This window comes from Acidobacteriota bacterium (assembly GCA_016196035.1).
GTDB lineage: Bacteria > Acidobacteriota > Blastocatellia > RBC074 > RBC074 > JACPYM01.
In genome coordinates this window covers 109130-132431 of sequence record JACPYM010000033.1, presented here as the reverse complement: position 1 = coordinate 132431, position 23302 = coordinate 109130, and the positions used below count along the sequence as shown (strand labels likewise).

General features: G+C 60.0%; 17 protein-coding genes. 3 read left to right on the top strand and 14 right to left on the bottom strand.

Annotation, left to right across the window (positions count from 1 at the left end):
• Positions 1 to 2: 2 nt before the first annotated feature.
• On the bottom strand, positions 3 to 2378 hold the full coding sequence (locus tag HY011_11650) for a tetratricopeptide repeat protein (protein ID MBI3423583.1): 2376 nt from the start codon (positions 2376 to 2378) through the stop codon (positions 3 to 5).
• A 117-nt stretch (positions 2379 to 2495) separates the two neighbouring features.
• On the opposite strand from HY011_11650, the gene HY011_11645 reads away from it, so the two are divergent.
• The 3 genes from HY011_11645 to HY011_11635 all read left to right on the top strand — a co-directional run bounded on the left by HY011_11645 (position 2496) and on the right by HY011_11635 (position 11477).
• On the top strand, positions 2496 to 2744 hold the full coding sequence (locus HY011_11645) for a hypothetical protein (protein ID MBI3423582.1): 249 nt from the start codon (positions 2496 to 2498) through the stop codon (positions 2742 to 2744).
• Between the two features lie 201 nt (positions 2745 to 2945).
• On the top strand, positions 2946 to 10925 hold the full coding sequence (locus tag HY011_11640; GenBank protein ID MBI3423581.1) for a VCBS repeat-containing protein: 7980 nt from the start codon (positions 2946 to 2948) through the stop codon (positions 10923 to 10925).
• A gap of 240 nt (positions 10926 to 11165) precedes the next feature.
• Positions 11166 to 11477, top strand: a complete 312-nt coding sequence (locus tag HY011_11635; protein ID MBI3423580.1) for a hypothetical protein — start codon at positions 11166 to 11168, stop codon at positions 11475 to 11477.
• Between the two features lie 57 nt (positions 11478 to 11534).
• Here the strand turns inward: HY011_11635 and HY011_11630 are convergent, their stop codons facing one another.
• From HY011_11630 to trpD, 13 genes are all read right to left on the bottom strand, one after another.
• A complete protein-coding gene (locus HY011_11630; protein ID MBI3423579.1) occupies positions 11535 to 12809 on the bottom strand; it encodes a tyrosine--tRNA ligase in 1275 nt (424 codons plus the stop codon).
• A 16-nt stretch (positions 12810 to 12825) separates the two neighbouring features.
• Positions 12826 to 13740 carry a prephenate dehydrogenase/arogenate dehydrogenase family protein gene (locus tag HY011_11625; protein MBI3423578.1) on the bottom strand — a complete coding sequence of 305 codons (915 nt, stop codon included), beginning with the start codon at positions 13738 to 13740 and terminating at the stop codon, positions 12826 to 12828.
• Positions 13741 to 13757: 17 nt separating this feature from the next.
• Positions 13758 to 14483, bottom strand: a complete 726-nt coding sequence (locus tag HY011_11620; protein ID MBI3423577.1) for a Uma2 family endonuclease — start codon at positions 14481 to 14483, stop codon at positions 13758 to 13760.
• Positions 14484 to 14550: 67 nt separating this feature from the next.
• Positions 14551 to 14718 carry a hypothetical protein gene (locus HY011_11615; GenBank protein MBI3423576.1) on the bottom strand — a complete coding sequence of 56 codons (168 nt, stop codon included), beginning with the start codon at positions 14716 to 14718 and terminating at the stop codon, positions 14551 to 14553.
• 554 nt (positions 14719 to 15272) lie between these two features.
• Positions 15273 to 16283, bottom strand: a complete 1011-nt coding sequence (aroF, locus tag HY011_11610; GenBank protein MBI3423575.1) for a 3-deoxy-7-phosphoheptulonate synthase — start codon at positions 16281 to 16283, stop codon at positions 15273 to 15275.
• A gap of 4 nt (positions 16284 to 16287) precedes the next feature.
• Positions 16288 to 16650: a chorismate mutase gene (locus HY011_11605; GenBank protein MBI3423574.1), complete on the bottom strand. Its 363-nt coding sequence runs from the start codon at positions 16648 to 16650 to the stop codon at positions 16288 to 16290.
• On the bottom strand, positions 16643 to 17275 hold the full coding sequence (locus tag HY011_11600; GenBank protein ID MBI3423573.1) for a Uma2 family endonuclease: 633 nt from the start codon (positions 17273 to 17275) through the stop codon (positions 16643 to 16645). Before HY011_11600 ends, HY011_11605 begins: the two co-directional genes overlap by 8 nt.
• A gap of 35 nt (positions 17276 to 17310) precedes the next feature.
• Positions 17311 to 18102: a tryptophan synthase subunit alpha gene (locus tag HY011_11595; protein ID MBI3423572.1), complete on the bottom strand. Its 792-nt coding sequence runs from the start codon at positions 18100 to 18102 to the stop codon at positions 17311 to 17313.
• A 105-nt stretch (positions 18103 to 18207) separates the two neighbouring features.
• Positions 18208 to 19488, bottom strand: coding sequence for a sorbosone dehydrogenase family protein (locus tag HY011_11590; protein MBI3423571.1), 1281 nt, complete (start codon positions 19486 to 19488; stop codon positions 18208 to 18210).
• 178 nt (positions 19489 to 19666) lie between these two features.
• Positions 19667 to 20869, bottom strand: a complete 1203-nt coding sequence (gene trpB / locus HY011_11585) for a tryptophan synthase subunit beta (GenBank protein ID MBI3423570.1) — start codon at positions 20867 to 20869, stop codon at positions 19667 to 19669.
• Between the two features lie 8 nt (positions 20870 to 20877).
• Complete coding sequence (locus HY011_11580; GenBank protein ID MBI3423569.1) at positions 20878 to 21504, bottom strand: phosphoribosylanthranilate isomerase; 627 nt, start codon at positions 21502 to 21504, stop codon at positions 20878 to 20880.
• 2 nt (positions 21505 to 21506) lie between these two features.
• Positions 21507 to 22286, bottom strand: coding sequence for an indole-3-glycerol phosphate synthase TrpC (gene trpC / locus HY011_11575; protein ID MBI3423568.1), 780 nt, complete (start codon positions 22284 to 22286; stop codon positions 21507 to 21509).
• Complete coding sequence (trpD, locus tag HY011_11570) at positions 22286 to 23296, bottom strand: anthranilate phosphoribosyltransferase (GenBank protein ID MBI3423567.1); 1011 nt, start codon at positions 23294 to 23296, stop codon at positions 22286 to 22288. Before trpD ends, trpC begins: the two co-directional genes overlap by 1 nt.
• Positions 23297 to 23302: the final 6 nt, after the last annotated feature.

The window sequence follows — 23302 nt, the reverse complement described above, 5'->3', positions numbered from 1 at the left end:
GGCTATCGGGACAGGCACGCCTTGGCGTCCAGCACTTCAGGCAAGTCAGCGTCGGCTTCGCGCCAGACTTGCAAAAAACGCTGGTACGCCGCGCGCGCCTGAGTGCTGTCCCCCTTGCGTTCGTAAGCCTGTCCGAGCCGGTAATGCGCGAGCGGATAGTTGGGATTGATCTTCAGGATGCGTTCGTATTCGGCAATCGCTTCGTCGGCGCGCCCTAGTTCGAGATAGGCATCGGCCAGACAACTTTCGAACGAATCAATGTGCCATTCGACGGCGCGCTGTTGTAACGCTGCGCGGAAATGTTGCAGCGCTTCAGCCGCGCGCCCTTGCCGCAAGGCTACGTAGCCGCGCTGATATTCCCCGATGCGCAGTTGGCCGTTTTCTTTATACAATTTGTATGACGCGGGCGTGAAGAAGGTCTCGCTCAGTTTCGTCACCGCCGCCTGATCGCGCCGCTGTAGCGCCAGCACGAGTGAGTTCCACAACGAAGCCGGTTTATAGCGGACTTCTTCTTTTGCCGCCGCCGCCGCGCTCGCCGCATTGCCTTGCTGCAACGCAACCCAAGCCAGAAATTCGCAGCCCCGCGCCCGCGCGTTGTCATCGCGGGCGATTTCAATAAAGCGCCGGTATTGTTCGCTGGCCGCGCGATAGCGTCCTTGCTGAAAGCGCAGATGCCCCAGATGAAGGATCGCCACGCCCGATTCGGGATTGAGCGCGAGCGCGCGGTTGTACGCCGCTTCGGCCTCGGCATACTGCCCAATCCATTGATGGAACAGCGCGAGCGAATCCCACGCATTCGGATCGGTCGGCGCAAGCTGGAGGTAACGTTGAAAGGCGGCCAGCGCCTCCTCATTCCGCCCCAGCCGCAGACAAACCGTGCCGAGCGCGTTATAGAGGTCTTTCCCTTCGGGGTCGGTCAGCAACCCTTGCCGCGTAACCGTCAACGCTTCTTCATAGCGGTTCTGCGACTGCAACAGCCAACTGAGCCGCTGGTACACCTCCGTTTCCAGCGGGTAGCGCGCAGCCAGTTCCTGATAAACTTCGCTGGCGCGCGCGCCATCGTGTGCCGCATTGGCCTGCCACGCCGCGATAAACAGCTTGTCCTTTTCGCTTAAGCGGTCACCGAACGCCAGCGCCTTTTCCAGATACGGCTTGGCCTTTTCGCCCTGCCCCATGCGCACGGCGTAAACGTAACCGATGCGCGCGTGGGCCAGTGCGAATTGCGGATCGAGCGCGAGGGCTTTTTCAAACAGCGCGATGGCTTCGTGAAACTGAAACATCTGCGCCTGTTCGAGCGCGAGCGAGTAATAACGATAGGCATCCAGATTGTTCGTCATCACCGCCGCCAGCCCGCGTTGCGCGTCTGATTCAGCCAACGACGCGCCCAGATGCGCCGCCAGCTTGAGCGAGAGCAAATCAATTTGCGTCAGGATTTGCGCGGGCGTATCGGCAATCAGCGATTCCGCCGCTTGCAATTGGCCGGTGCGTGCGTCGTGCAGCGTGACATCAATGCGCACCTTGTCGCCCAGCCGCGCAAAACCGCCGAGGATGAACAACTCAGCTTGCGCGCGCCGGGCGATTTCCAAACCGTCTGCGAGTTTGATGGGCGCTGCGTTGGCGTTGCCCGTATGGCTGAGCAGCGCCGCCAATTGCTGGCGGCTGAGCAGCGTCAACCGCTGCGAACGCGAGAGACTGGCGATGAGCATGTCGGCCAAGCCTTCGCGCAACCAATCCAGTTCGCGGTCGTTGGCGCGATTTTCAAAATACATCACGGCCACAGGCTTTTTGCCTGGCACACGCGGCAGGCTGATGGCCGGCAACGGCTCAGACTTGGCGCGCCAATAAACATAGCCGCCCAGCGGGAGCAGCAATGCGAGCGCCACCAGCGGCGCTAACAGGCGCGGGGACGAGCGGCGGAAGCGGCTGGGCGCAAGCGCAACCGCCTGTGGGAAAGTCTCAGTCAGCGCCGCCTCCGCCGGTCGCTCTACCGTCTCTTCATATTCGATCTCGACCGAAGTGATCTCTTCGACGACCAGCGTGGCGTTGAGCGTTTCGACCTCGCCGATGAAACGGTAGCCGGTTTTGGGAAAGGTTTTGATGAAGCGCGGCTGTTGCGAATTGTCGCCGAGCGCCTTGCGAATCTCGACGATGCTTTGGACAAGCGCGTCGTCAGTCACGGCGACGTCCTGCCAAACCTGGGTGAGCAGTTCTTCTTTGGTGACCAGGCGCGGGCGCTGTTCGAGCAGGTGCAACAACACCTGCAACGTTTTGGGGCGCAGGTACTTTTCCTGGCCGTCCCGTTTCACCAGCCCGCTGAGCGGTTCCAGTTCGGTCTCGGCCAACCGGTAAATCAGCTTGTCGTTGCCATTGGTCATCATAAACCGCCGGGCAAACCGTCTGTTTGCGGCAAATTTCGGAAAATTTCGTCAGGCTTTCGTTACTTTTCGCGCGAATGTGGCGGAGTATAGCACCGCTTTTGGAGAGGAATAAGCCGGATGAACCTAACTCGCCGTTTGAAAATCACCGTCACCCGCCGCCGCGTGCTGCGGCCCGCCGGGATTGTTGTGCGCGCCTTTTGCCCGGTATGCGCACATGAGGTTGAGACGCTCGCCCGCGTCCAGGCCGCCGAGGTTTTGGAAGTTGATGGCGAGATGCTTGCAAGTCTGATCGCCGCCGGGCGCGTGCATGCGCTTGCGTTGGTGAGCGGCAGCCAGCGGGTTTGCCGGGATTCGTTATGGGCCTAAAGCGAAGCAACTGCCATTGAGACACTCAGGTTCCACTGAACGCGGCAGGCGCGGGTGTTCAGAGTTCCGCCTTTAGGCGGTGGCGCGCCGCAGGCGCGTTTCGGCGCTACGCGCCGCCACCGCCTAAAGGCGGAACTCTGAACACCCGCGCGCCATGGGGCGCTTTTCAATCACTGCTCCAAACTACTCATCGAGGTAACTATGATGCGCAGAAAATCAATGATGGTCGTGTTGCTGTTGGCGCTCAGCCTGGGCGCGGGAATGCCGGTTTACTGGCGCGCGCAAAGCCGCAGCTTGCCAACGCCTCACGCGGCGCGCGTAGCCGTGCAGGCCGCCGGGCGCGGCTATCCGTGGATCAATCTGCGCGACGGTTATGACTTGCCGGTCGGCGCGGAGGCGAATGGACTGTTGCAGCGTGAGGCGGCGCAACCGCTGGCGCTCGCGGCGGGCGATTTTGATGAAGACGGCGTGCCCGATTTGCTCAGCGGCTACGCCAGCGCGGACGGCGGCGTGCTGGTGTGGCAGCGCGGCAACGTGGACGCGATTTATCCCGACACGCCCGCCGCCGAACAGCGGCGCGCGCGCGGCGAATTCACCGATGCGCCGTTCCTTTCACCCGCGCGCGTGTTGGCGCTGCCCGCCGCAGCCGACTTCGTGGGCGCGGGCGATTTCAACGCCGATGGGCACGTGGATGTCGTCGCGGCGACGCAGGGCAGCGCGACGCTCTATTGGCTCGCGGGTGATGGCCGCGGCGGCTTGGGGCCAGCGCAAGCCATCAAACTCCCAGGCAGCGTGACAGCGTTGACCGTCGGCGAGATCAATCGCGCGGACGGATTGGCAGATGTCGTCGTCGCCGTCAACACCGACGACGGCGCGCAGGCGCTGGTCTTTGAAGGGCCGGAGGGCGCCTTCAGCCGCGCGCCCGAAGTGATCGCGTTGCCGGCGGAAGCGGCTGCGCTGGCGCTGGGGCAATTGGACGATCAGTACGAAATGGATTTGGCTGTGGCGGCGGGGCACGATGTGTTGATCGTCCACGGACGGGATCGCTGTTTGTCTGTCGGCGAAGAGCGGCAGGCCGAGGTCAAAGCCGCCGTCATTGAAACGCACGCGCAGCCCTTCGACAGCGTGGCGTTGGCCGTCGGCGATTTCAGCGGCGATGCGCGCAACGAAATCGCCGTGCTCGCGGCGGATGGCGTGGTGCAAGTGTTAGGGCAAGACGCGCGCGGCAAAACGCTTAGCAAGCTGCTGGGCGCAGTGGCGACGCGCAGCCGCGCTGAAGCCGTCGTCGCCAACGACAAGACTGCTGCGCCGCTACTGGTGCGCGCGCGCGTCTCGGTCAGCGGCTACGACGATCTGGTGGTTATTGATCAAGACGCGCAACAGTTGCAAATCCTGACCGGCGGCATGCTGCGTGGCGAGGAGGCGCAAGCAGCGGCGGAACCACGCGCGCCAGTCACGCTAGCAGTCGCGGGTGAGCCAGTCGCGGTGCTGCCGATGCGGTTGAATATGGATGCGTTGAGCGATCTGGTCGTGCTCAAACGCGGCGGCGAGTCGTCCCTGGCGGCGGCATTGACTGCGCCGACGGCCACGTTCACAGTCAACAGTACCGGCTCACAGAGCGACTCCAATACCGGCGATGGCAAGTGCGAGACTGCGCCCGGCAATGGCATTTGCACGCTGACGGCGGCGATTCAACAAGCCAATACGAGCATGGGTGCTGACCTCATCAACTTCAGCCCCTCGATTTCGTCCATCTCGTTCACCTCATTACCCAACATCACCGATGTGGTCACGATAGATGGTGGCGCCAGCCGGGTCGAGATCAGCAATCTTGGCTTCGGTGTAAGTATTTTGGGAGGAAACAGTACGATTCGGGGGCTGGTGCTCAATCGCATTTCACCTGGTAGCCCTGGAACCATCACTCTGGTTACTAAGGGCGGCAACATCGTCGAAGGCTGTTATCTCGGCACGGACACCGCAGGCGCGAGCGCAGCCTTCGGCACGTGCACGAACTGTGATGGGATCGTAATCAGCACTTCGCCGAATAACCTGATTGGCGGGACGGCGGCGGCGGCGCGCAACCTCATCGCACCGCCCGCTTACGGCATTCGCCTAAACGCGAATTCGCCGGGCACTAAGGTGCAAGGCAATTACATCGGCATTGATGCCTCAGGCACGAAAGCATTGGGTAGCGATAATGGTGTGTCGCTATTCAGCAATGGAAGTTCGAACCTGCAACTTGGCGGCACGGAGGCAGGCGCGGGCAATGTGATTGCAGGCATCAAGTCGCAGGCTGTGCGTATTACCAGCGATTCTACCGCGCTGATTCAGGGCAACCTGATTGGGACGAATGCGAATGGGACGGCGGTGCTCAAGCCGAATGGGGGCTGCGTGTTCTTATCTGGCAGCGGCGCTAGTGCGGTAGGCTTCACGCTCGGCGGCACGACTCTAGCGGCGCGGAACATTATTTCCGGCTGCGACAGTGGTGGCGTGAATTTGGATTTCAGCGCCGCTTCTCTTGTGCAAGGCAATTACATCGGCACGGATAAAGATGGCACGAAGGCGCTGGGCAACACGTTTTACGGGGTTCTCCTCAGCAGCAATGCAAACGCGAGCACAGTGGGCGGAACGGTGACGGGCGCGCGCAACCTCATCTCAGCGAATGGCAGTAACGGCGGCGTCTTTATTCAAGGCTCCAACAATCGGGTGCAGGGTAATTACATCGGCACGGATATGAACGGCACGGCCAATTTGGGCAATGGTGGCAATGGGATAACTGTCAATGGCAACAACAACCTTATCGGCGGGACAGAGAGCGGCGCGGCCAATATCAGCGCTTTTAATAGCTCGCAGGGGATAGCCTTGAGCGGCAGTGCCGTCAATGCGGTGCGCCGCAATTCCATCTTCAGCAATGGGACGCCGGTTACCACCAATGCCGGTATCCAAAACAACAACCCTGCCAACAAAACCCCTGTGCTGACGACGACTGCCGGAACAACGCAAGGCACGCTCAGCGGCGCGCCGCCCAACACCGCGCACGTCATCGAATTCTTCGCCAACCCCACCTGCGGCACCGATACGCAAGGCAAGACCTTCATCAGCGATGTGACAGTGACGACCAACGCGAGCGGCGCGGCCAGCTTCAGCGTTCCCGCCGGGCAGAACGTGACGGCGACCGCCACGGCAACAGGCAGCAGCACCTCGCCATTCTCAGCTTGTGCGGCAGGCAGCGCGCCGGGCACGCTGACGCTCAGTACCCCGACGCTGAACTTCAACACCACGCTCGGCAGCAACCCAGCGACGCAAACCGTGACGCTCAGCAACACCGGTGGCGGCGCACTGACTTGGCAGGCGGCGGCCACCACGACCAGCGGCGGCAATTGGCTGATGGTCACACCTCCTACAGGCCCGCTCAACGCCGGGCAAGCCGTGCCGCTGACGGTGGCGGTCAATGCGAGCGCGCTGGCGGCGGGCACGTACAACGGCACGCTCACCATCACTTCCGCCAACGCCAGCAACAGCCCGCGCACCGTGGCGGTCACGTTGACGGTGACAGGCTGCGCGGCGACGCTGAACTTCGCCAACGCTGCGCCGGATCAGAGCCAGGATACGCTCGAACTCGTGAACCCAATGCCAAACAATGACACGCCGGTTTCGGGCGCGTTGCTCAAACTCGGCGGCTTGAAAGTCACGGTGCGTTACCTGTTGCAAAGCCGCGCGAACGCCACGCTGAGGGTGAGTTTGTTCGACGAAGACGGCAACGCACGCGCCTCTTTTGCGGGCGAAATTGACATCACGCGGCCGCAGTCTTGCCCCAACCCGCTGCCCACGAGGGAATTCAACCTATTACCGCTCAGCGTTGATTTCACAACCTTGATCGGCGGCAGCGTACCGACCGGCTTGAAGCTCGCGGCGCTGCTGATTGATCCCGCCACCAACAGTATTTTCAAACGCGCCGACCTGACGTACAAAGTCGTCCCCGATGTCAGCGCCTTTGAAAGCAATCCCACCATCAACGGGAAGTCCGCGCCCGACGGCAGTTCGTTCCCAGAGGATGGCAAGATCAAGTTCGATTGCGGGCTGCGCTATCAACTGACCAACGACGTGCGGGGCAAGTTACGGCTGGAAGCCTTCAACGGCTTCAGTGAGCAATCCATTGCGCTCAAAGACCTGGTCACGGTCGTTGCCACCCCGCAACCGGTGACTTTGGGCTTTGCGCTCGACTTTGAATTTGCCGTGCCGCCCGATGTACCGCTGGTCAGAATTTCGGCGGCGTTGCTCGCTGAAAATGGGACAGTGCTCAAACGCGCCGTGCCCTTGATCTATCGGCGTGGCGCGTTTCGCATCGAATTGAATTATGCACTGCTGCAAAACCCCATGCCTGTGGCAATCAATCCCCTGCCGGTGCTGGTCGCGGGCGACAAGGTAAGACGTGATTTCGAGTTGATCAGCGCAGGCACTGAAGAGCTGATGCTCACGGTCAAGGACGAGTTGAATCTGCCGCTGAATACGCCGGTAGGTATCGTGCTTTCCGAAAAACTGAAAGACGGCACAGTCCGCCGCCAAGACCCGCAACTCTCTTATCTCGGCCCTTACCCCAATCTTCCGCGCCCGGCTTTCTTTATCTTTCTGCCTGACAACGTGCCCTACGACGTGGATGTATGGGAACTGAAACTGGTGTACTCACCGCCTGGCAAAGACCAACTCGTCTCGACGCCGCTGCTCTTGCCGATTGAGCGCTTACGCATTGTGGCCGGGCAGTGCCGCCCACCCAAGGGGATTGAATTGCAGCGTGGCATCACGGAAAAGATTGGCTGCGCGCTTGAATACAATGTCGCCCGTGCGGGCGCGAGCCAGTTGTTCGCCCAAGCCGAGTACAACTCGATCAGCGGCGAGCCAACGCCGCCGCCCATCAAACTGCTCGACCTGAAGGCGGGAGACCACAGCGAGGCCAATCCGCCGGTCAGGGATTTCGACGTGCGCGTTCCAGACAATGCCAAAGTTACCGTGGTGAAAGTGTACTTTTATCTGAGCAACGCTGCGGATGAGCGCCGCGCCAGCACTCCGGCAATCGAATTCAGCAACTTTACCAAGGAAGTGCAATTCCCCGGCGGCATCACCTCCGTCAACACCGGGTTGGGGGTTGCCGCGAACCTCTTACAAAATGGCGTAAACCGCACGACCAAGGTGGCGCGCAAAGGCGTCCAGTTCAAAGGCTTTCTCGACTCACTCAAATTGGGGGCGGAGCTCGAAGGAGGCGCAAATGCCGCAGCGCCGTTCGCGTTGCGTTACGCCGAAGCCGCCTCGCTCCTGCGCGATTTTATCGGCGTCAACGCCTACTGGGAATTCACCCCGCCCATCCCCGCCGATGGCGGCTTCGTGGCTGATCTAACGTTCAACTACGACGCCGAAATGCTGCCCGACGATCCGAACTTCAGCGAAGCTGCGCTCAAGGTCGCTTCCTTCGATCCCGACAGCGGACAACTGATCAGCTATCCGACCACGGTCAACACCAGCGCGAAGACCGCTACGGCGCGCGTCAACGGGCTGGCGCGCTTTTACACGCTTGGCGTCTTCGGCCCCTTTGCGCAACGCAGCTTGAATTTCCCCGTGCTGCACAGCGGCAATGCTTTCAGCACGCGCTTCAACCTGGTGAATGCGGGCACGACGGACGCGGCGTTGACGCTGCGCGCCTACGATGACGCAGGCACCGACTTGCAAGCACCCAATCTGGTCAATCCGCTAACCGCCACACTGGCCGCCGCACGGATGCTGACCGGTTCAATCGGCGATCTATTCAAAGCCATCACGCCGCTCGACGGCTGGGTGCAAACGCGCGCCAATCGCAACACGGTCGCCGGCTATGAATTGCTGACGAGCGGCAACGGCTTCGACGGCCTCAACGCGCTGAGCGGTTACGACAGCGCGCTCATCCTGCCCGAAGCCGTTTACGACACGACGCAAACCACCGAAGTGCATCTCGCCAACGCCACCAACTTCTCTGGCCTGGTGCAACTTGAATTGCACGACGCCACGGGGCGGCTGGCGGGCAGTGAAGAAGTCCGGCTCGAAGCCAAAGCCCGTTTCGCCGAGCAACTGCCAGACATCTTTCCGAATCTCGCGCAGCCTTTCACCGGCTACCTGTTGATCTTGAGCGAACGCGATCTGGGGGCGGCGGCAGTGCAAGTTTTGGATAAAGAAATCAGCGCGCTCAACGCACAACCGCTCGGCGGCGGCGCGACCAAACTTTACGCGCCCCATTTGCCGCTGGGCAGCTCGGCGGCGGTGCGGCTCACACTGGTCAATCCCAGCGCGCAAACCGCCAACCTGACGCTGCGGCTGGTGAACGAACCGGGTGTGCCCGTGACTGCGCCGGTCAACCTGACGCTGGACGCGGGGCAACAACTCCAGCGCGACCTCAACCAGCTTTTCAACCTCAACCGCGCGGCGGCGGCCAGTTCCGCGCTCGTGCTTGAAAGCAATCTGGCGGGACTGGCGGGCGCGGTGACGCTGCTGCACGCGACCGGCGCGCAAGCCTTCCGCGCCACGCTGCCGCTGGAAAGCGCGCCCGCCAACCGGCTGCTCTTCGCGCACCTCAACACCGTGACCGGCTCCTTCACCGAACTGGGCCTCTTCAATCCGTCCGCGCAAGCGGCGCGTGTCACACTCGCCTGCTTCAACCCGGACGGCGCGTCGTTAGGGCAAACCAGCGTCAACGTGCCCGCTGGCACGGTCTTTGGCGATCTGTTGAGCAATCTCGTGAGTGGCGCGCGCGGGCAAGCCGCTGGCTATTTCACGCTCAGCGCGGATCAACCCATCCTGGCAGGCGCGGCCTTTGGCACGGACACGGGCAGCGCGCTCGCCGGCCTCCCGCCGCAAATTCTGCCGTCCACCACGACGAATGCGTTAGCGACCGTCTCCGCCGCCAGCTTCACCGGCCAAACGCTCGCCGCCAATTCCATTGTCGCCGCCTTCGGGGTGAATCTGGCAAACAGCGTGGTCACGGCCAATCAAGTGCCCTTGCCCGCTTCGCTGGCTGACACGATTGTCGAAGTGCGCGACAGCCTGGGCGTTGCACGCCTGGCCCCGCTCTTTTTCGTCGCGCCGGGGCAAATCAATTACTTGATCCCGCCCGGCACGGCCAACGGCACAGCCACCATCACGGTCACCAACGGCGCAGGCGCACTCTCGCTCGGCAACGTAACAATTGCCAACGTGGCACCGGGCCTGTTCACCGCCAACGCCAACGGGCAAGGCGTCGCGGCTGCCGTCGCACTGCGCATCAAAGCGAACGGCGCGCAGAGTTATGAACTGATCGCGCGCTTCGACACCGCCACGCAACGCTTCGTCAGCACGCCGCTGGATCTGGGGCCGGCGGGCGAACAGGTCTTCCTGCTGCTCTTCGGCACGGGTTTGCGTGGGGGCAGTTCGCTGACTGCGACGACTGCCCTGATCGGCGGCGTGAGTGCGCAGGTTTCTTATGCCGGCGCACAAGGCGATCTGGTCGGCTTGGATCAGGTGAACCTAGCCGTACCCCGCGCATTGATTGGACGCGGCGAGGTGGATTTGGTGTTGACGGTGGACGGCAGCACGGCGAATACGGTGCGTGTTGCTTTCGCGGGAAGCCAAACTTGCAGTTACGCCCTTTCCTCGGCGAGTCAGAACGTTCCGTCCGGCGGCGGCGCGGGCAGCGTGAATGTGACGACGCAGAACGGTTGCGCCTGGACAGCGACGAGCAACGCCGATTTCATCACGATCACCGGCGGCGCGAGCGGCGCGGGCAACGGCGCGGTCAATTTCACCGTCGCCGCCAACCCCGGCAGCCAGCGCACGGGCACGCTGACCATCGCCGGACAAACCTTCACCGTCACGCAAACAGGGCGGCCTTGCTCTTATTCAATTCCCATCACCAGCCAGAGCTTCAACGCCAATGCCAACACGGGCAGCCTCAACGTCACCGCCACCAGCGGCTGCGCCTGGACGGCGACAAGCAACGCTGGCTTCCTCACCATCACCAGCGGTGCCAACGGCAACGGCAACGGCACGGTCAATTTCGCCGTCGCCGCCAACACCGCCGCCAGCCAGCGTAGCGGAACGATGACCATCGCCGGGATAACTTTCACTGTCACACAAACCGCCGCTGCCGCATTTAATGTGAGGCGGGCTTTGCTTTCAAACTAAATAGGACTTACGCAAAACGCGAGCGAGATTGCCACAGAGGCACAGAGACACAGAGCTTTTTTACAGTGTTGGTGGAGTTCTCTGTTTTCCTCTGTGCCTCTGTGCCTCTGTGGCAAATCTTTGCGTAAGTCCTGCTAAAGATGGAAGTACGCGAAATGAGGTGCGCAATTTCCGCGCTTTTGCCCGCTTGATCGCGCCGGGCAACATCACCGTGGCCGTGGCGACGCGCAGAGCTATGAATTGATCGCGCGCTTTGACACCACGACCCAGCAGTTCGTCGGCACGCCGCTGGATTCGGGGCCGACAGGCGAACAAGTGTCCCTGTTGCTCTTCGGCACGGGCTTGCGTGGGGGCAGTTCGCTGACCGCGACGACTGTGCTGATCGGTGGCTTGAGTGCGCAAGTTTCTTATGCTGGAGCGCAGGGCGATCTGGTCGGCTTGGATCAAGTGAACATAGCCGTGCCACGCGCGCTGCTCGGACGCGGCGAAGCGGGCATCGTGTTGTCGCTGGATGGTAGGGCGGCGAATATGGTGCAGACGAATATCAAGTGAAGGGCGTTTTCATTCTCAGCTTTATTCCCAAATCAAAAGGGGCCGTGGCATGCACGCTCAGCCGGCCAGCTTGACCAGGTGATACTGCTTTTGCCCCTTGCGCAATACAAAAAAGCGCCCCTCGACCGACTGCTCCAAAGTTACGCTGGTTTTGTCGTCAGTAACACGAATGTTATTTAGATAAACACCGCCGCCGCCCACCAACCGCCGCGCTTCTGCCTTTGACGGCGCCAAACCGGAAGTAACTAAAATTTCGGTCAACGGCAACCCGCTGCCTGCGAGTTTCTCGAGCTGTAACTCGCTCGAAGGTACGTCGTTAAAAATATCCAGCACCTCATCCGCACTTAATCCAGCAAGCTCGCCACCAAATAACACATGTGAGGCGCGTTGGGCTTTTTCCACTTCTGTTGCGCCGTGCACGATGTTAGTAACTTCGAGCGCCAACGCCCGTTGGGCCTCACGCTTTTCCGGCTGTGTTTTCAGCTTTTCGGCCAACTCGCCAACTTCCAGCTTGCCGAGCCAGGTGAAGTATTTCAAGTAATGCAGCACATCCTGGTCAGTCGTATTCAACCAGAATTGATAGAAGCGGTACGGCGATGTCAGTTTCGCATCCAGCCAGACCGCGCCCGCTTCGGTCTTGCCGAACTTCACGCCTGATGAGGTTGTTACTAACGGCGAAACCAGCCCATAGGCTTTGCCGCCGCGCAACCGGCGCACCAGTTCGATGCCGCTCAGGATGTTACCCCACTGATCGCTGCCGCCCATTTGCAGCGTGCAGTTATGGCGGTCGTACAACACCAGATAGTCGTAGGCCTGGAGTAACATATAACTAAACTCGGTATACGAAATGCCCTCTTCCTGTTCCAAGCGGCGTTTGACCGATTCGCGCGCGAGCATCGAATTCACCGTGAAATGCTTGCCGATGTCGCGCAGGAATTCGACGAAAGGGATCACCGTCAACCAGTCGGCATTGTTCACAATCAGCGCCGGATTGGTTTTGGCGTCGAAGTCGAGCACGCGGCTCAACTGCTCCTTGATGCCAATGAGGTTCGCTTCGACGTCTTCAGTGGTCAGCAACTTGCGCTCGGCGGTTTTGCCGCTGGGATCGCCAATCAGACCGGTGCCGCCGCCCGCGATGGCGATGGGTTGATGGCCGCAGCGTTGCAAGCGCGCCAGCGCCATCATTGGCAACAACGACCCGACGTGCAAACTGGCCGCCGTCGGATCAAAGCCAATGTAGCCGGTCACTTTCTCTTTGGCGAGCACTTCTTTTGTGCCCTCGGTGTGGTCGTAAACCAGACCGCGCCATTCCAATTCCTCAAACAGATTCATCGAATACTCTCCAGATTCACAACTTTTCAAACCGTCCGTAATGCAAGGCGCGCTGCTCTTCGACCGAGCGATTGGCCGCCGCAAACAATTCACGCGCCGCATTGAAATCGCGCCCATCCAGTGTCTCTTTCAGCGCCTGCAACTCGCTAATCATCGTGCCCAAGGCAACCGACAGGTTCGGCTGATTCGTCAGACAGATGTCGCGCCACATGCTCCACGAACTGCCGGCCAGCCGCGTCATATCACGCCAACCAGTTGCGGCCAGACGTTGCGCTAGTTCGCGCTCGGCGGCATTTCGCCCAGTTGGGCCATCGTGCTCAGCATCGAGCAACGTCGCCAGCGTACTCGCCAGCAATTGCGGCAGATGGCTAATCAATGCGACAGCGGCATCGTGCGCTTCGGCTTCGACCGGTAGGGCGCGCGCGCCGACAGCTTCGACGATAGCTTTGAACTGCTCGAACGCAGCCTCGTCAGTTCCCTGTTCAGTCACGAGCGCGTAAGTTGCGCGATCAAACAAATCAGCCCGCGCATACTCAACGCCCGTCTGTTCGCTGCCCGCCATTGGGTGACCGCCGATGAAATGCACGCCGGGGGGCAACGCGGCGCGTGCCGTCCGACAGATTTCAACCTTAGTACTGCCGGCGTCGGTGACCAGTGCGCCAGGCTTGATTTGTGCGCCACGCGTTTTCAAAAAATCAATGATGCCGCCGATGGGTGCGGCCAGATAAATCAAATCAGCCTCGCACACCTCGCCACGCTCGAAGCTTTCTTCCAGCGCATCGGCCACACCGCGTTCAATCGCCAATTGCGGCGAACGCTTGCCGCCGCAGGCTGTGATGCGCCCGTTGAATCCGGCGCGACGCAAGGCGAGCGCAAACGATCCGCCCAGCAAGCCGCAACCAACGATGGCAATGTGATGGAGATTGAGCATTCGACAAATTGTGGAGGCTACAGCGGCGTGTGGCGGCGGGCTAAAGCAGTGATAAATTCTGCGTGTTCGGGCGCGGCCAAGCCTTGCTGCAAAACCTGCAACACCTGCGCCATCTCACCACGTAACAAAGCCTGCACATCCAGCCAAAGGCCGGGAAACACACGGCTGCACAAGTAACCATTGGGATCGGGATTCAAAGGTGTGAATGTTCCGGCTTCCAAACTGAACCAATGGATTTGGCCGTCGGCAACCGCCCAGACGATGTATTCGCGCACGCCGTTGCGTTGATAGACCGTAAACTTTTCGCGTAAATCACGCGGCGCACTGCTGGCGGCAATTTCGATGACGAGTTCGGGCGCGCCTTCCAGATAATCGTCGCTGCTGACGAGGGCCTGGCCGCCGCGCGTTTCATCAATGCGCAAATCCGAGTCGGGCTGCACTTCATTCCACTCATCCAACCGCACCGTGCCATTGTTACCGGCAAGCACACCCGGCGTAACGGCGGCATAAACACCAAGCCAGGTGCTGAGATGATTGTCAGGGATGCTGTGATTTTTCCGGCGCACGGGTGACGACATACACACTCTCCCTTCGATCAATTCGGCTTTGAGGTGGCTGGGCATGGCTTCATAACGCCGTTCAAATTCAGCGCGCGTCAAGTATGCGCCGTCTTCCAGCAGCGGCACGGGTGACATGCTTGCCGGAAAAGGTTCAGAGGTTTGTGTTACGACTTTGGGAAACATGGTCACCGCCTTTCTGTGGTTATGTTGCCGGGCCAACGCAATATAACACGACGCGCCGCACAACGGCTCAAAGCTCAATCGCGAGCGGCGCGTGAGCCAAACTCGCCAGCAGCCGCAACCCGAATGCGCCGCTCGTCGGTTGCAGCGTTGGGTTAGGCAGCGGCAGGCTGAAGCGAGTTCCAGTCAGCAGCGTCAAGGAATCTTTCTTGCACGAAGCTGCTGTGATCACACTCATAAACATTAATGATCCGAAATGACATGGTAAAGCATATATAGGGCCCCACCTGTGAAGAACGCTCCAAAGATGCGAAACCCGAGCCGATTCCACGCTGTCAGCAATTCGCCACCCTTTCGTACCCCAGATCGCGCGATAAACCGGTCGGGGTTCAGAACATGGGCGACGCCAATTCCGGCGAATACCAGCAACAGCATCGCAGCAAGCACGCGTCCAAGATTTCCAGTTAACTCATCCACGCGAGTAACCTCCGGAGATTCAGGTCGTAAGACTGCCTAATTATTTCTATAGTTTTTAAGAAAAAGAATTTCCGAAAAGTCCCAAAGGGACGACCAGCCAACAGCCCAGGGTGAAGCCCTGGGGGAACGTGCAAATGGTTGTGCGAAACCCTGAAAGGGCGACAGCCAAGCCGATGGCTGCCGCCCTTTCAGGGCTTCGCACAACGACTCAATGTGTTTCCTGGGGCTGTGCACCCCAGGCTGTTGGCTGATGCTCCGTTGGAGCTTGCTACGGCAATTCTTTTTCTTGAAGTCTATACAACCCGCCACTGTTCTTTACATTTTCCGCTCAACCGCCGGCGCAATCATCCGTAACTGCACCATCAGCTTTTCAAACTGTTCCGGCAACAACGACTGCGCGCCATCGCACAGCGCGCGCTCTGGTTCGTTATGCACTTCGATCAACAAGCCGTCCGCGCCTGCCGCCACCGCCGCGCGCGCCATCGGCGGCACCTTGTCACGGCGGCCCGTGCCGTGCGAAGGATCAACCACGACGGGCAAATGCGAGAGTTTCTTGATGACCGGGATCGCCGAGATGTCGAGCGTGTTGCGCGTGTACGTCTCAAAGGTCTTGATGCCGCGTTCGCAGATGATGACTTCGTGGTTGCCGCCGGACATGAGGTATTCGGCAGAAAGCAGCGTCTCTTCAATCGTCGCCGCCGGGCCACGTTTGAGCAGAATCGGCTTGTTCAGCTTGGACAGGTCTTTCAGCAGATTGAAATTTTGCATGTTGCGCGCGCCGATTTGCAGGATGTCTACGTATTTGATGAACATCGGAATCTGTGGTGATTCCATAATCTCCGACACGGTCAGCAGCCCGTGTTTATCGGCCACTTCGCGCATCATCTTCAACCCAGGTTCGCCCAGACCCTGAAAGCTATACGGCGAGGTGCGCGGCTTGAAAGCGCCGCCGCGCATCACTTGAACCCCTTGCGAAGCCACGGAGGCCGCGACAGCTTCGATTTGTTCGCGATTTTCCAGCGTGCACGGCCCGGCCATCATGATGACTTGTTCGCCGCCAATGACGACGTCTTTGATCTTGATCTTGGTGCCTTCGGGCCTGAAAGCGCGCGAGGCCAGTTTGTAAGGCGCACTGATGCGCACGACTTCGCGCACGCCGTCCAGCAATTCCAGATCGCGCTGATCGGCGATTTGCGCCCCCACCGCACCCAGCAACGTGTAGCGTTCGCCGGTCGAACGGTGAATGTCGAAACCCAGACTCACCAGCCGATCCACGACATTCGTGATCTGGTCTTCGGTGGCGTTTTCCTGCATGACAACAATCATAATTTCACTCTTTCTCGCTCAGTTCCTCGATCAGTGCCAACGGATCAGTTTCTTTCGGTTTGCCGCCATCGGTCCCATTGTCTGCATGGACGCGTTCAATGCGGCGCGCTTCGTCAATCACGCGTTCAAACAAGCGGCGAATCGCTTCGCCATCCAGTGGGCCGTGGTTGGCGTTGGTCACGTTGGCGATGACCTGCGCCTCGCGCGTCGGCGAATAGATTTCCAGGCCGAGCCGCTTTTTGATGTGGCCGATTTCGATGGCGCATTGCGTGCGCTCGTTGAAGAGCTTGACCAAGTGCAGATCAATTTCGTCAATCCGGCAACGCCAATCATCCATTGTCTTTTCGCTGGTTTTCGCTTCATTCATTGGTTTTCACATCCGGCTGCAACGCTGCGGCGCGCGCGTCCGGCGCTTGGGTCGTCTCAAATTCTACGCGCGCGTATATCTCAGCGAGCGGTAACTTAACCTGGACGCTCTGCAATTCAAGCACGTCACCGACTTCCAGAATCGTCCAAAGGCCGGCGCGTTTTACATAGTGATCAATCTCCTGCTTGTCTTGCGCAATCAGCACGTATTCGGCAAAGGAGTCGAGCGTGCGGTAATCACGGAATTTTGCCGCCCGGTCGCGCCTTTCGGTTGAAGGCGACAACACTTCGATAACCAGCACGGGATTGAGCAGGGTATCGAATTCCTCATCCAGAAATTTTGCTTCGCCACAGACTACCGCGATGTCAGGATAGTTATAGGTGCGCCGACGCGGCACCCACACACGCATGTCATTGGCGTATGGCTCACAAGTCTTACCACGCAATTGCACCAGCAGTCCGCTGCTTACATTCATCACGATGCGCACGTGCTGGCGCGACGCGCCATTCATTTCATACAGTATCCCGTCCGCATATTCGTGACGTAATTCAGCCGCGCGCTCAAACACCAAATACTCTTCCGGCGTCATCCGCGCAGAATATACATAAGCAAGATTTTGTGACATTGCTGTCCTCCTTTTACTGGCTTGTGTTACCGGGTTTAATAGGCTTGGCGCAACTCGCGCACAAGTTGTGTTACCCGTTCAACTAAATCCGGCGCGCCCAGATTGTTTTCAATCTCCAACACCAGCCGCGTCCCCACCACCGCGCCATCGGCATAACGCCACACGTCCCGCACGTGCTCCGGTTTCGAGATGCCAAAGCCTACCGCAACGGGCAACGGCGTATATTGCCGCACGCGTTCGACCAGCGAGTGGGCTTCGGTCGCCACGCTCTCGCGCATCCCCGTCACGCCCGTGCGCGCGACGACGTAAACAAAACCGCTGGAATACTGCGCAATCAGTTTCAACCGTTCATCCGGCGAAGTCGGCGCGGCTAGAAAGATCGTGTCAATGTCAGCACCGCGCATCTCGGCGACAAAGGCGTCGGCTTCTTCGGGAATCAGGTCGGTGATCAAGACGCCGTCAAGGCCCGCCGCTTTGAGCTTCGCGCCCAAGCCCTCGCGGGTGAATTGCAGCAGCGGATTGAAGTAGGTGAACAGCATGAGCGGCACCTGGCTGTGTTGCCGCACCCGTTCGACCATTGGCAGGATGTCGGCGACTCCAAGCGACTTCAGTAAGGCGCGTTCTGAAGCGCGTTGAATCACCGGCCCATCCGCCATCGGGTCGGAAAACGGCACACCCAATTCGATGATGTCCGCGCCCGCGTCGGCCAACGCCAGCAACAACGCTTCGGTCGTCGCCAAATCGGGATCGCCCGCCGTGATGTAAGGGATGAAGGCCTTGCGCCCTTCTGCTTTGAGTTGTTGCCACTTGGCTGAAATTCTGGTCATTGGAATAGATGCTGGATGCTGGATGCTGGATGCTGGATGCTGGAGGTTAGTGCGGGACTGGAATTGAACCCAGCATCTAACATCCAGCATCTGGCATCTTCTGGCTTACTTCTTTCCGCCATAGGTCACACGCCACACCTTGTTGCCGCCGTCATCCGACACCAGCAACGAACCATCGCGCAACATCACCAGGGCCACCGGGCGGCCCCACACTTCCAATCCCATCTTGTCGGGTACCCAGCCGGTCAGGAAGTTTTCGTAGCCGCCTTCGGGTTTGCCTTTCTCGAACGGGATGCGAATGATTTTGTAACCCGAGCGCTCTTTGCGATTCCACGAACCGTGCAACGCGACGAAGGCATCGCCCTGATACTCTTTCGGAAACATCTTGCCGGTGTAAAAGATAATGCCCAGCGCCGCCGCGTGCGGTTCGATCAAGACGTCGGGAACAATCGTCTTGGCGACCAAGGCTGGATTCTCGCCCTTGCGCCGCGGGTCTTCGTTCTGACCCATGTACGCATACGGCCAGCCATAGAACGCACCGTCTTTGACCGAGGTCGCGTATTCAGGCACCAGATCATCGCCCAACAAATCGCGTTCGTTGACCGCCGTCCACAACTCGCCGTTGGCCGCTTTGCTGAAGGGGTTCCAGGCCAAGCCGACCGGGTTGCGAATGCCCGCCGCAAAGATGCGATGGCCGCTGCCGTCGGGGTTGTATTCGTTGATCGCCGCGCGAATTTCCGGTTCGCCCGCATTGACATTGCTGCCCGAACCGACCGCGATGTACATCTTCTTGCCGTCTTTGCTGAACAGAATCGTGCGCGTCCAGTGGCCGCCGGTCGGCAGGTCAATTAACTTTTCGGCGGTGCCTTCGACCTTGGTCGCGCCGATTTCGTATTTGAACCGCACGATGGAATCGGTGTTGCCGACATAAAAATAGTTCTGCGCGCCGACCTTTTGAATCGCCATGCCGAAGGGCCGTTTCAAGCCGGTGGCAAAGGTGAAGCGTTCGGTCGCATTGTCAATCTTGCCGTCCTTGTTCGCATCGCGCAGCAGGTACACCACATCGCCATACGAATCGGAAACAAAGACGTCGCCGTTCGGGCCTTCGATCAGATAACGCGGCGCTTTGAAATCGCCATCGGCATAGACACTGACATCAAACCCGGCAGGCACGCTCAAGGTCGCGCCCGCCGGAGCCTTGACGACCTTAGGCGAATTGCGCACGGATTCAGTCGCAAAGGGTTTGGGCAAGCCATCGGGTTTGATGACGATGCGCTGCGGTTTACCTGCTGGCGTATTCTTTTGCGTTTGTGCGACAGCGCTCTGCTGTAACCCTGCCGCCAGCATTGCGACTGCCAAAAACATTCCGCGATAGTTTTGCTGCATAGTTTTCCTCTCGTTGTTCACTTAGAGCGGTTTGCACTTCGATGTACGGGAAAAGCGCGGCTTGGGACAGTACCGCGCGCGTCAGCAAGTATGCCCAGCGGCACAAACGTGCTGTCTCCGCTTGCTGACGCGCGCGGTACTGTCCTGGCGCAAATTGCAAACCGCTCTAATTTCAAATTCACAACGCAATCTGCTCCATCACTGTGTTGACGTCCTTGTCGCCACGGCCAGAGAGATTGACCAGAATGATTTCGTCTTTCGGTAACCGCGGCGCGAGTTTCACCACTTCAGCAATCGCGTGCGAAGACTCCAACGCCGGGATGATGCCTTCCAGCCGCGCCAGCATTTGAAACGCTGCTAGTGCTTCTTCATCGCTGGCGTAGTGATATTCCGCGCGGCCCAGATCGTGCAACAGCGCGTGTTCCGGCCCCACGCTGGCGTAATCCAGCCCCGCCGAAACCGAATGCGTCAGCGAAATCTGCCCGCGCTCATCCTGCAACACATAGCTGCGCGTGCCTTGCAACACTCCGACGCGCCCGCCGCCTTCGGTCAAAAAGCGCGCCGCGTGTTCGCCCAATGAAAGGCCACGTCCACCCGCTTCAACGCCAATCATTTTCACGTCGGCATCGTTCAGAAAGGCATGAAACAAGCCCATCGCGTTGCTGCCTCCACCGACGCAGGCCACCAGGTAATCGGGCAGGCGGCCCTCGCGTTCCAGCATCTGGGCGCGCGCTTCTTTGCCAATCACGCTTTGAAAATCGCGCACCAGCATCGGGTACGGATGCGGCCCCAGCACCGAGCCGAGCAGGTAATGCGTGTCGCCGACGTTGGTCACCCAATCGCGCAAGGCTTCGTTGATAGCGTCTTTCAACGTCTTGCTGCCCGATTCCACACCGACGACTTCGGCGCCCAACAGGCGCATGCGAAAGACGTTCAACGCCTGCCGCCGCATGTCTTCGGTGCCCATATAAACGACGCACTGCAAACCCATCAACGCGCACACGGTCGCTGTCGCCACGCCGTGCTGGCCCGCGCCCGTTTCGGCAATGATGCGCGTCTTGCCCATGCGTTTGGCCAGCAGAATTTGCCCGACAGCGTTGTTGATCTTGTGTGCGCCCGTGTGGTTGAGGTCTTCGCGCTTCAGAAAAATCCGTGCGCCGCCCAGTTGATTGGTCAGCCGATCGGCGAAAGTAAGCGGCGTCGGACGGCCCACATAATCGCGCAACAGCGCGTGGAATTCGGCCTGGAACGCCGCGTCGTCGCGCGCGACGGCATAGGCCGTCTTCAACTCTTCGAGCGGATGCATCAGCGTTTCGGGCACGAAGCTGCCGCCGTAGAGGCCGAAGTGCCCGCCCGCATCCGGGTAAACAGAAAAATCCATCGTGTTATTCATTGGATCGAATCAAGTGCTTGTCTTAGTAATTTCAGCTTGTCCGCATCTTTGCGGCCCGGCGCACTCTCGACGCCGCTATTCACGTCCACCGCAAAAGGATGAACGGTGCGCACAGCTTCGGCAACATTGTCCGGCGACAAGCCGCCCGCGAGGAAAACTGTCGTCAGGCGCGCCGCCTTCTGCGCCAGTTCCCAGTTCGCCGTTTTGCCCGTGCCGCCGTACAGATTCTTGTCGTAGGCATCGAGCAAGATCGCTGACGCCGGATATTCCAGCACGTCGTGGACGACAAAGTCTGCGCCCACCCGCAACGCTTTGATCACGCGCGCCGCGCCCACTTCGGCGCAATACTCCGCATCTTCATCGCCGTGCAATTGGGCATACCGCACGCCGCTGCGTTCCATCAATTCAAGCACGCTGTCAGGCTCCAGTTCGTTCACGAACACGCCGACGCCGATCACGCCCGGCGGCAATTGCGCAATGATCGTCCAGGCCGCCGCCGGTTCGAGGTATCGCGGGCTGGGCTGGTAAAAGTTAAAGCCCAGGTATGCGGCCCCGGCTTCCACCGCCGCCAACGCATCAGGCAACGAAGTGATACCACAAACTTTGAGCTTTACCTTCTGCATACTCACTGCGCCTCAAGCAGGCTGCGTAACGCTGCGCCTTCATCCGCCGCGCGCATCAATTCTTCGCCAATCAAAAAGGCGTGAAAGCCTGCGCCACGTAATAAGTCCAAGTCGGCGCGCGTGCGCAACCCGCTCTCGCTAACCAGCGTCAGCGACTGCGGCAAATCCGCCGCCAACTGCAACGAAGTGTCGAGCGTCGTGTGGAAGGTGCGCAGATTGCGATTGTTGATGCCCAGCAAGCGCACGTCATAGGGTAAAACCTTTTCCAACTCCGCCCGGTCATGGACTTCGACCAGCACATCCAGGCCCAAGCCATAGGCCGTTTGCAGCAGATCGTTGAACTGCGCCGGTTCCAGCATGGCCGCGATCAACAGGATGCAAGTGGCCCCGGCGTGCGCGGCTTCCCAAAGCTGATATTCATCGAAGATGAAATCCTTGCGCAACAGCGGCAGCGGCGTCACTGCGCGCACCCCACGCAGATAGTCGAGCGAACCGTCGAAGAAGTCTTCTTCAGTCAGCACCGAAAGCGCCGCCGCGCCGTTGGCCGTGTAGTTGCGGGCAATGCTCACCGGGTCGAAGTTCTCGCGAATGACACCTTTGGAAGGCGAGCGGCGTTTGATTTCGGCAATGATGTTGATGTCATCACCTTGCAAGGCGCGGATGAAACGCTCGCCGGGTTGGGGCGCGACCAACGTGCGCAATTCGCTAAACGGCAACGCGGCTTGACTGGCAGCGAGGCGCTCACGTTTGCGGGCGACGATTTTTTCGAGAATATCGCTCATTACTGACTCACCTCTCGCAACGCTTCCAGCTTCGCCAACGCCGCGCCGGATTCAACCGTTTCCCGCGCCAATTCAAACGCCGCTTGCAAGCTGTCGCACAGTTCAGCCACGTATAAATTGGCCGCCGCATTGATCAATACCAGATCGCGCGCCGCGCCCGTCAGTTCGCCCTGCAAGATGGCGCGGATCGTGGCGGCGTTCGCGGCGGCGGATTCACCGCGCAAGGTTTCCAGCGAATGGCGCGGCACGTCGAAATGGCCCGGCGTGATGTCGAGTTGCTCGACGCCAGCGGGCGCAACTTCGTAAACCAGCGTGCGGCCCGCCAGCGTGATTTCATCCAGGCCGTCTTCGCCACGCACGACCCAGGCGCGTTGCGTGCCGAGATGCGCCAAGGCGTGCGCGACCTTTGAAACGGCGGCAGCATTCGATACACCGATGACTTGGAAGGGCGCGCCCGCCGGATTGGTCAGCGGCCCCAGCAAATTGAAAATCGTGCGCACACCCAATTCGCGCCGCACTATTGCCACACGCTTCGTCGCCGCGTGATGCAAGGGCGCGAACATAAAACACAGCCCAATCTCGGCAAAGATTTCGCCGACGCGGGCGGGCGGCAAGTCTACGCGCACGCCCAAGGCGCGCAAGACATCGGCGCTGCCCGCTTTGGAAGTCACGCCGACGTTGCCGTGTTTGGCAACGGGCAAGCCTGCCGCCGCCACGACAAAGGCCGCCGCCGTCGAAACGTTGAAAGTCTTCGCCGGACTGCCGCCCGTGCCACAGGTATCAATGAATTTTGCGTGTGGCGCAACGATGCGCGCGGCGCGCCCGCGCATGGTCGTGGCAAAGCCCGCCAACTCTTCCGCCGTTTCTCCCTTGAGCGCCAGGGCAATCAGCGCCGCCGCGATTTGCGCGTCGGTGACGTCATCAGCCAAGAGCGCGTCCAGCAGCTGCGCCGCTTCGGTTTGGGCGAGGTCGGCCCCCGTCATCAATTTGTTGAGCAGCGGTTGGAGCATGGTTGA

Excerpts from the sequence above, each read along its gene's own strand:
- trpC (MBI3423568.1), bottom strand. The coding sequence starts at position 22,286 with ATGAGCGATATTCTCGAAAAAATCGTCGCCCGCAAACGTGAGCGCCTC.
- HY011_11590 (MBI3423571.1), bottom strand. The coding sequence starts at position 19,488 with ATGCAGCAAAACTATCGCGGAATGTTTTTGGCAGTCGCAATGCTGGCG.
- trpD (MBI3423567.1), bottom strand. The coding sequence starts at position 23,296 with ATGCTCCAACCGCTGCTCAACAAATTGATGACGGGGGCCGACCTCGCC.
- HY011_11650 (MBI3423583.1), bottom strand. The coding sequence starts at position 2,378 with ATGATGACCAATGGCAACGACAAGCTGATTTACCGGTTGGCCGAGACC.
- HY011_11600 (MBI3423573.1), bottom strand. The coding sequence starts at position 17,275 with ATGTCACAAAATCTTGCTTATGTATATTCTGCGCGGATGACGCCGGAA.
- HY011_11605 (MBI3423574.1), bottom strand. The coding sequence starts at position 16,650 with ATGAATGAAGCGAAAACCAGCGAAAAGACAATGGATGATTGGCGTTGC.
- HY011_11580 (MBI3423569.1), bottom strand. The coding sequence starts at position 21,504 with ATGCAGAAGGTAAAGCTCAAAGTTTGTGGTATCACTTCGTTGCCTGAT.
- HY011_11625 (MBI3423578.1), bottom strand. The coding sequence starts at position 13,740 with ATGCTCAATCTCCATCACATTGCCATCGTTGGTTGCGGCTTGCTGGGC.
- HY011_11645 (MBI3423582.1), top strand. The coding sequence starts at position 2,496 with ATGAACCTAACTCGCCGTTTGAAAATCACCGTCACCCGCCGCCGCGTG.
- HY011_11640 (MBI3423581.1), top strand. The coding sequence starts at position 2,946 with ATGATGCGCAGAAAATCAATGATGGTCGTGTTGCTGTTGGCGCTCAGC.
- HY011_11595 (MBI3423572.1), bottom strand. The coding sequence starts at position 18,102 with ATGACCAGAATTTCAGCCAAGTGGCAACAACTCAAAGCAGAAGGGCGC.
- HY011_11620 (MBI3423577.1), bottom strand. The coding sequence starts at position 14,483 with ATGTTTCCCAAAGTCGTAACACAAACCTCTGAACCTTTTCCGGCAAGC.
- HY011_11630 (MBI3423579.1), bottom strand. The coding sequence starts at position 12,809 with ATGAATCTGTTTGAGGAATTGGAATGGCGCGGTCTGGTTTACGACCAC.
- HY011_11615 (MBI3423576.1), bottom strand. The coding sequence starts at position 14,718 with ATGAGTGTGATCACAGCAGCTTCGTGCAAGAAAGATTCCTTGACGCTG.
- aroF (MBI3423575.1), bottom strand. The coding sequence starts at position 16,283 with ATGATTGTTGTCATGCAGGAAAACGCCACCGAAGACCAGATCACGAAT.
- trpB (MBI3423570.1), bottom strand. The coding sequence starts at position 20,869 with ATGGATTTTTCTGTTTACCCGGATGCGGGCGGGCACTTCGGCCTCTAC.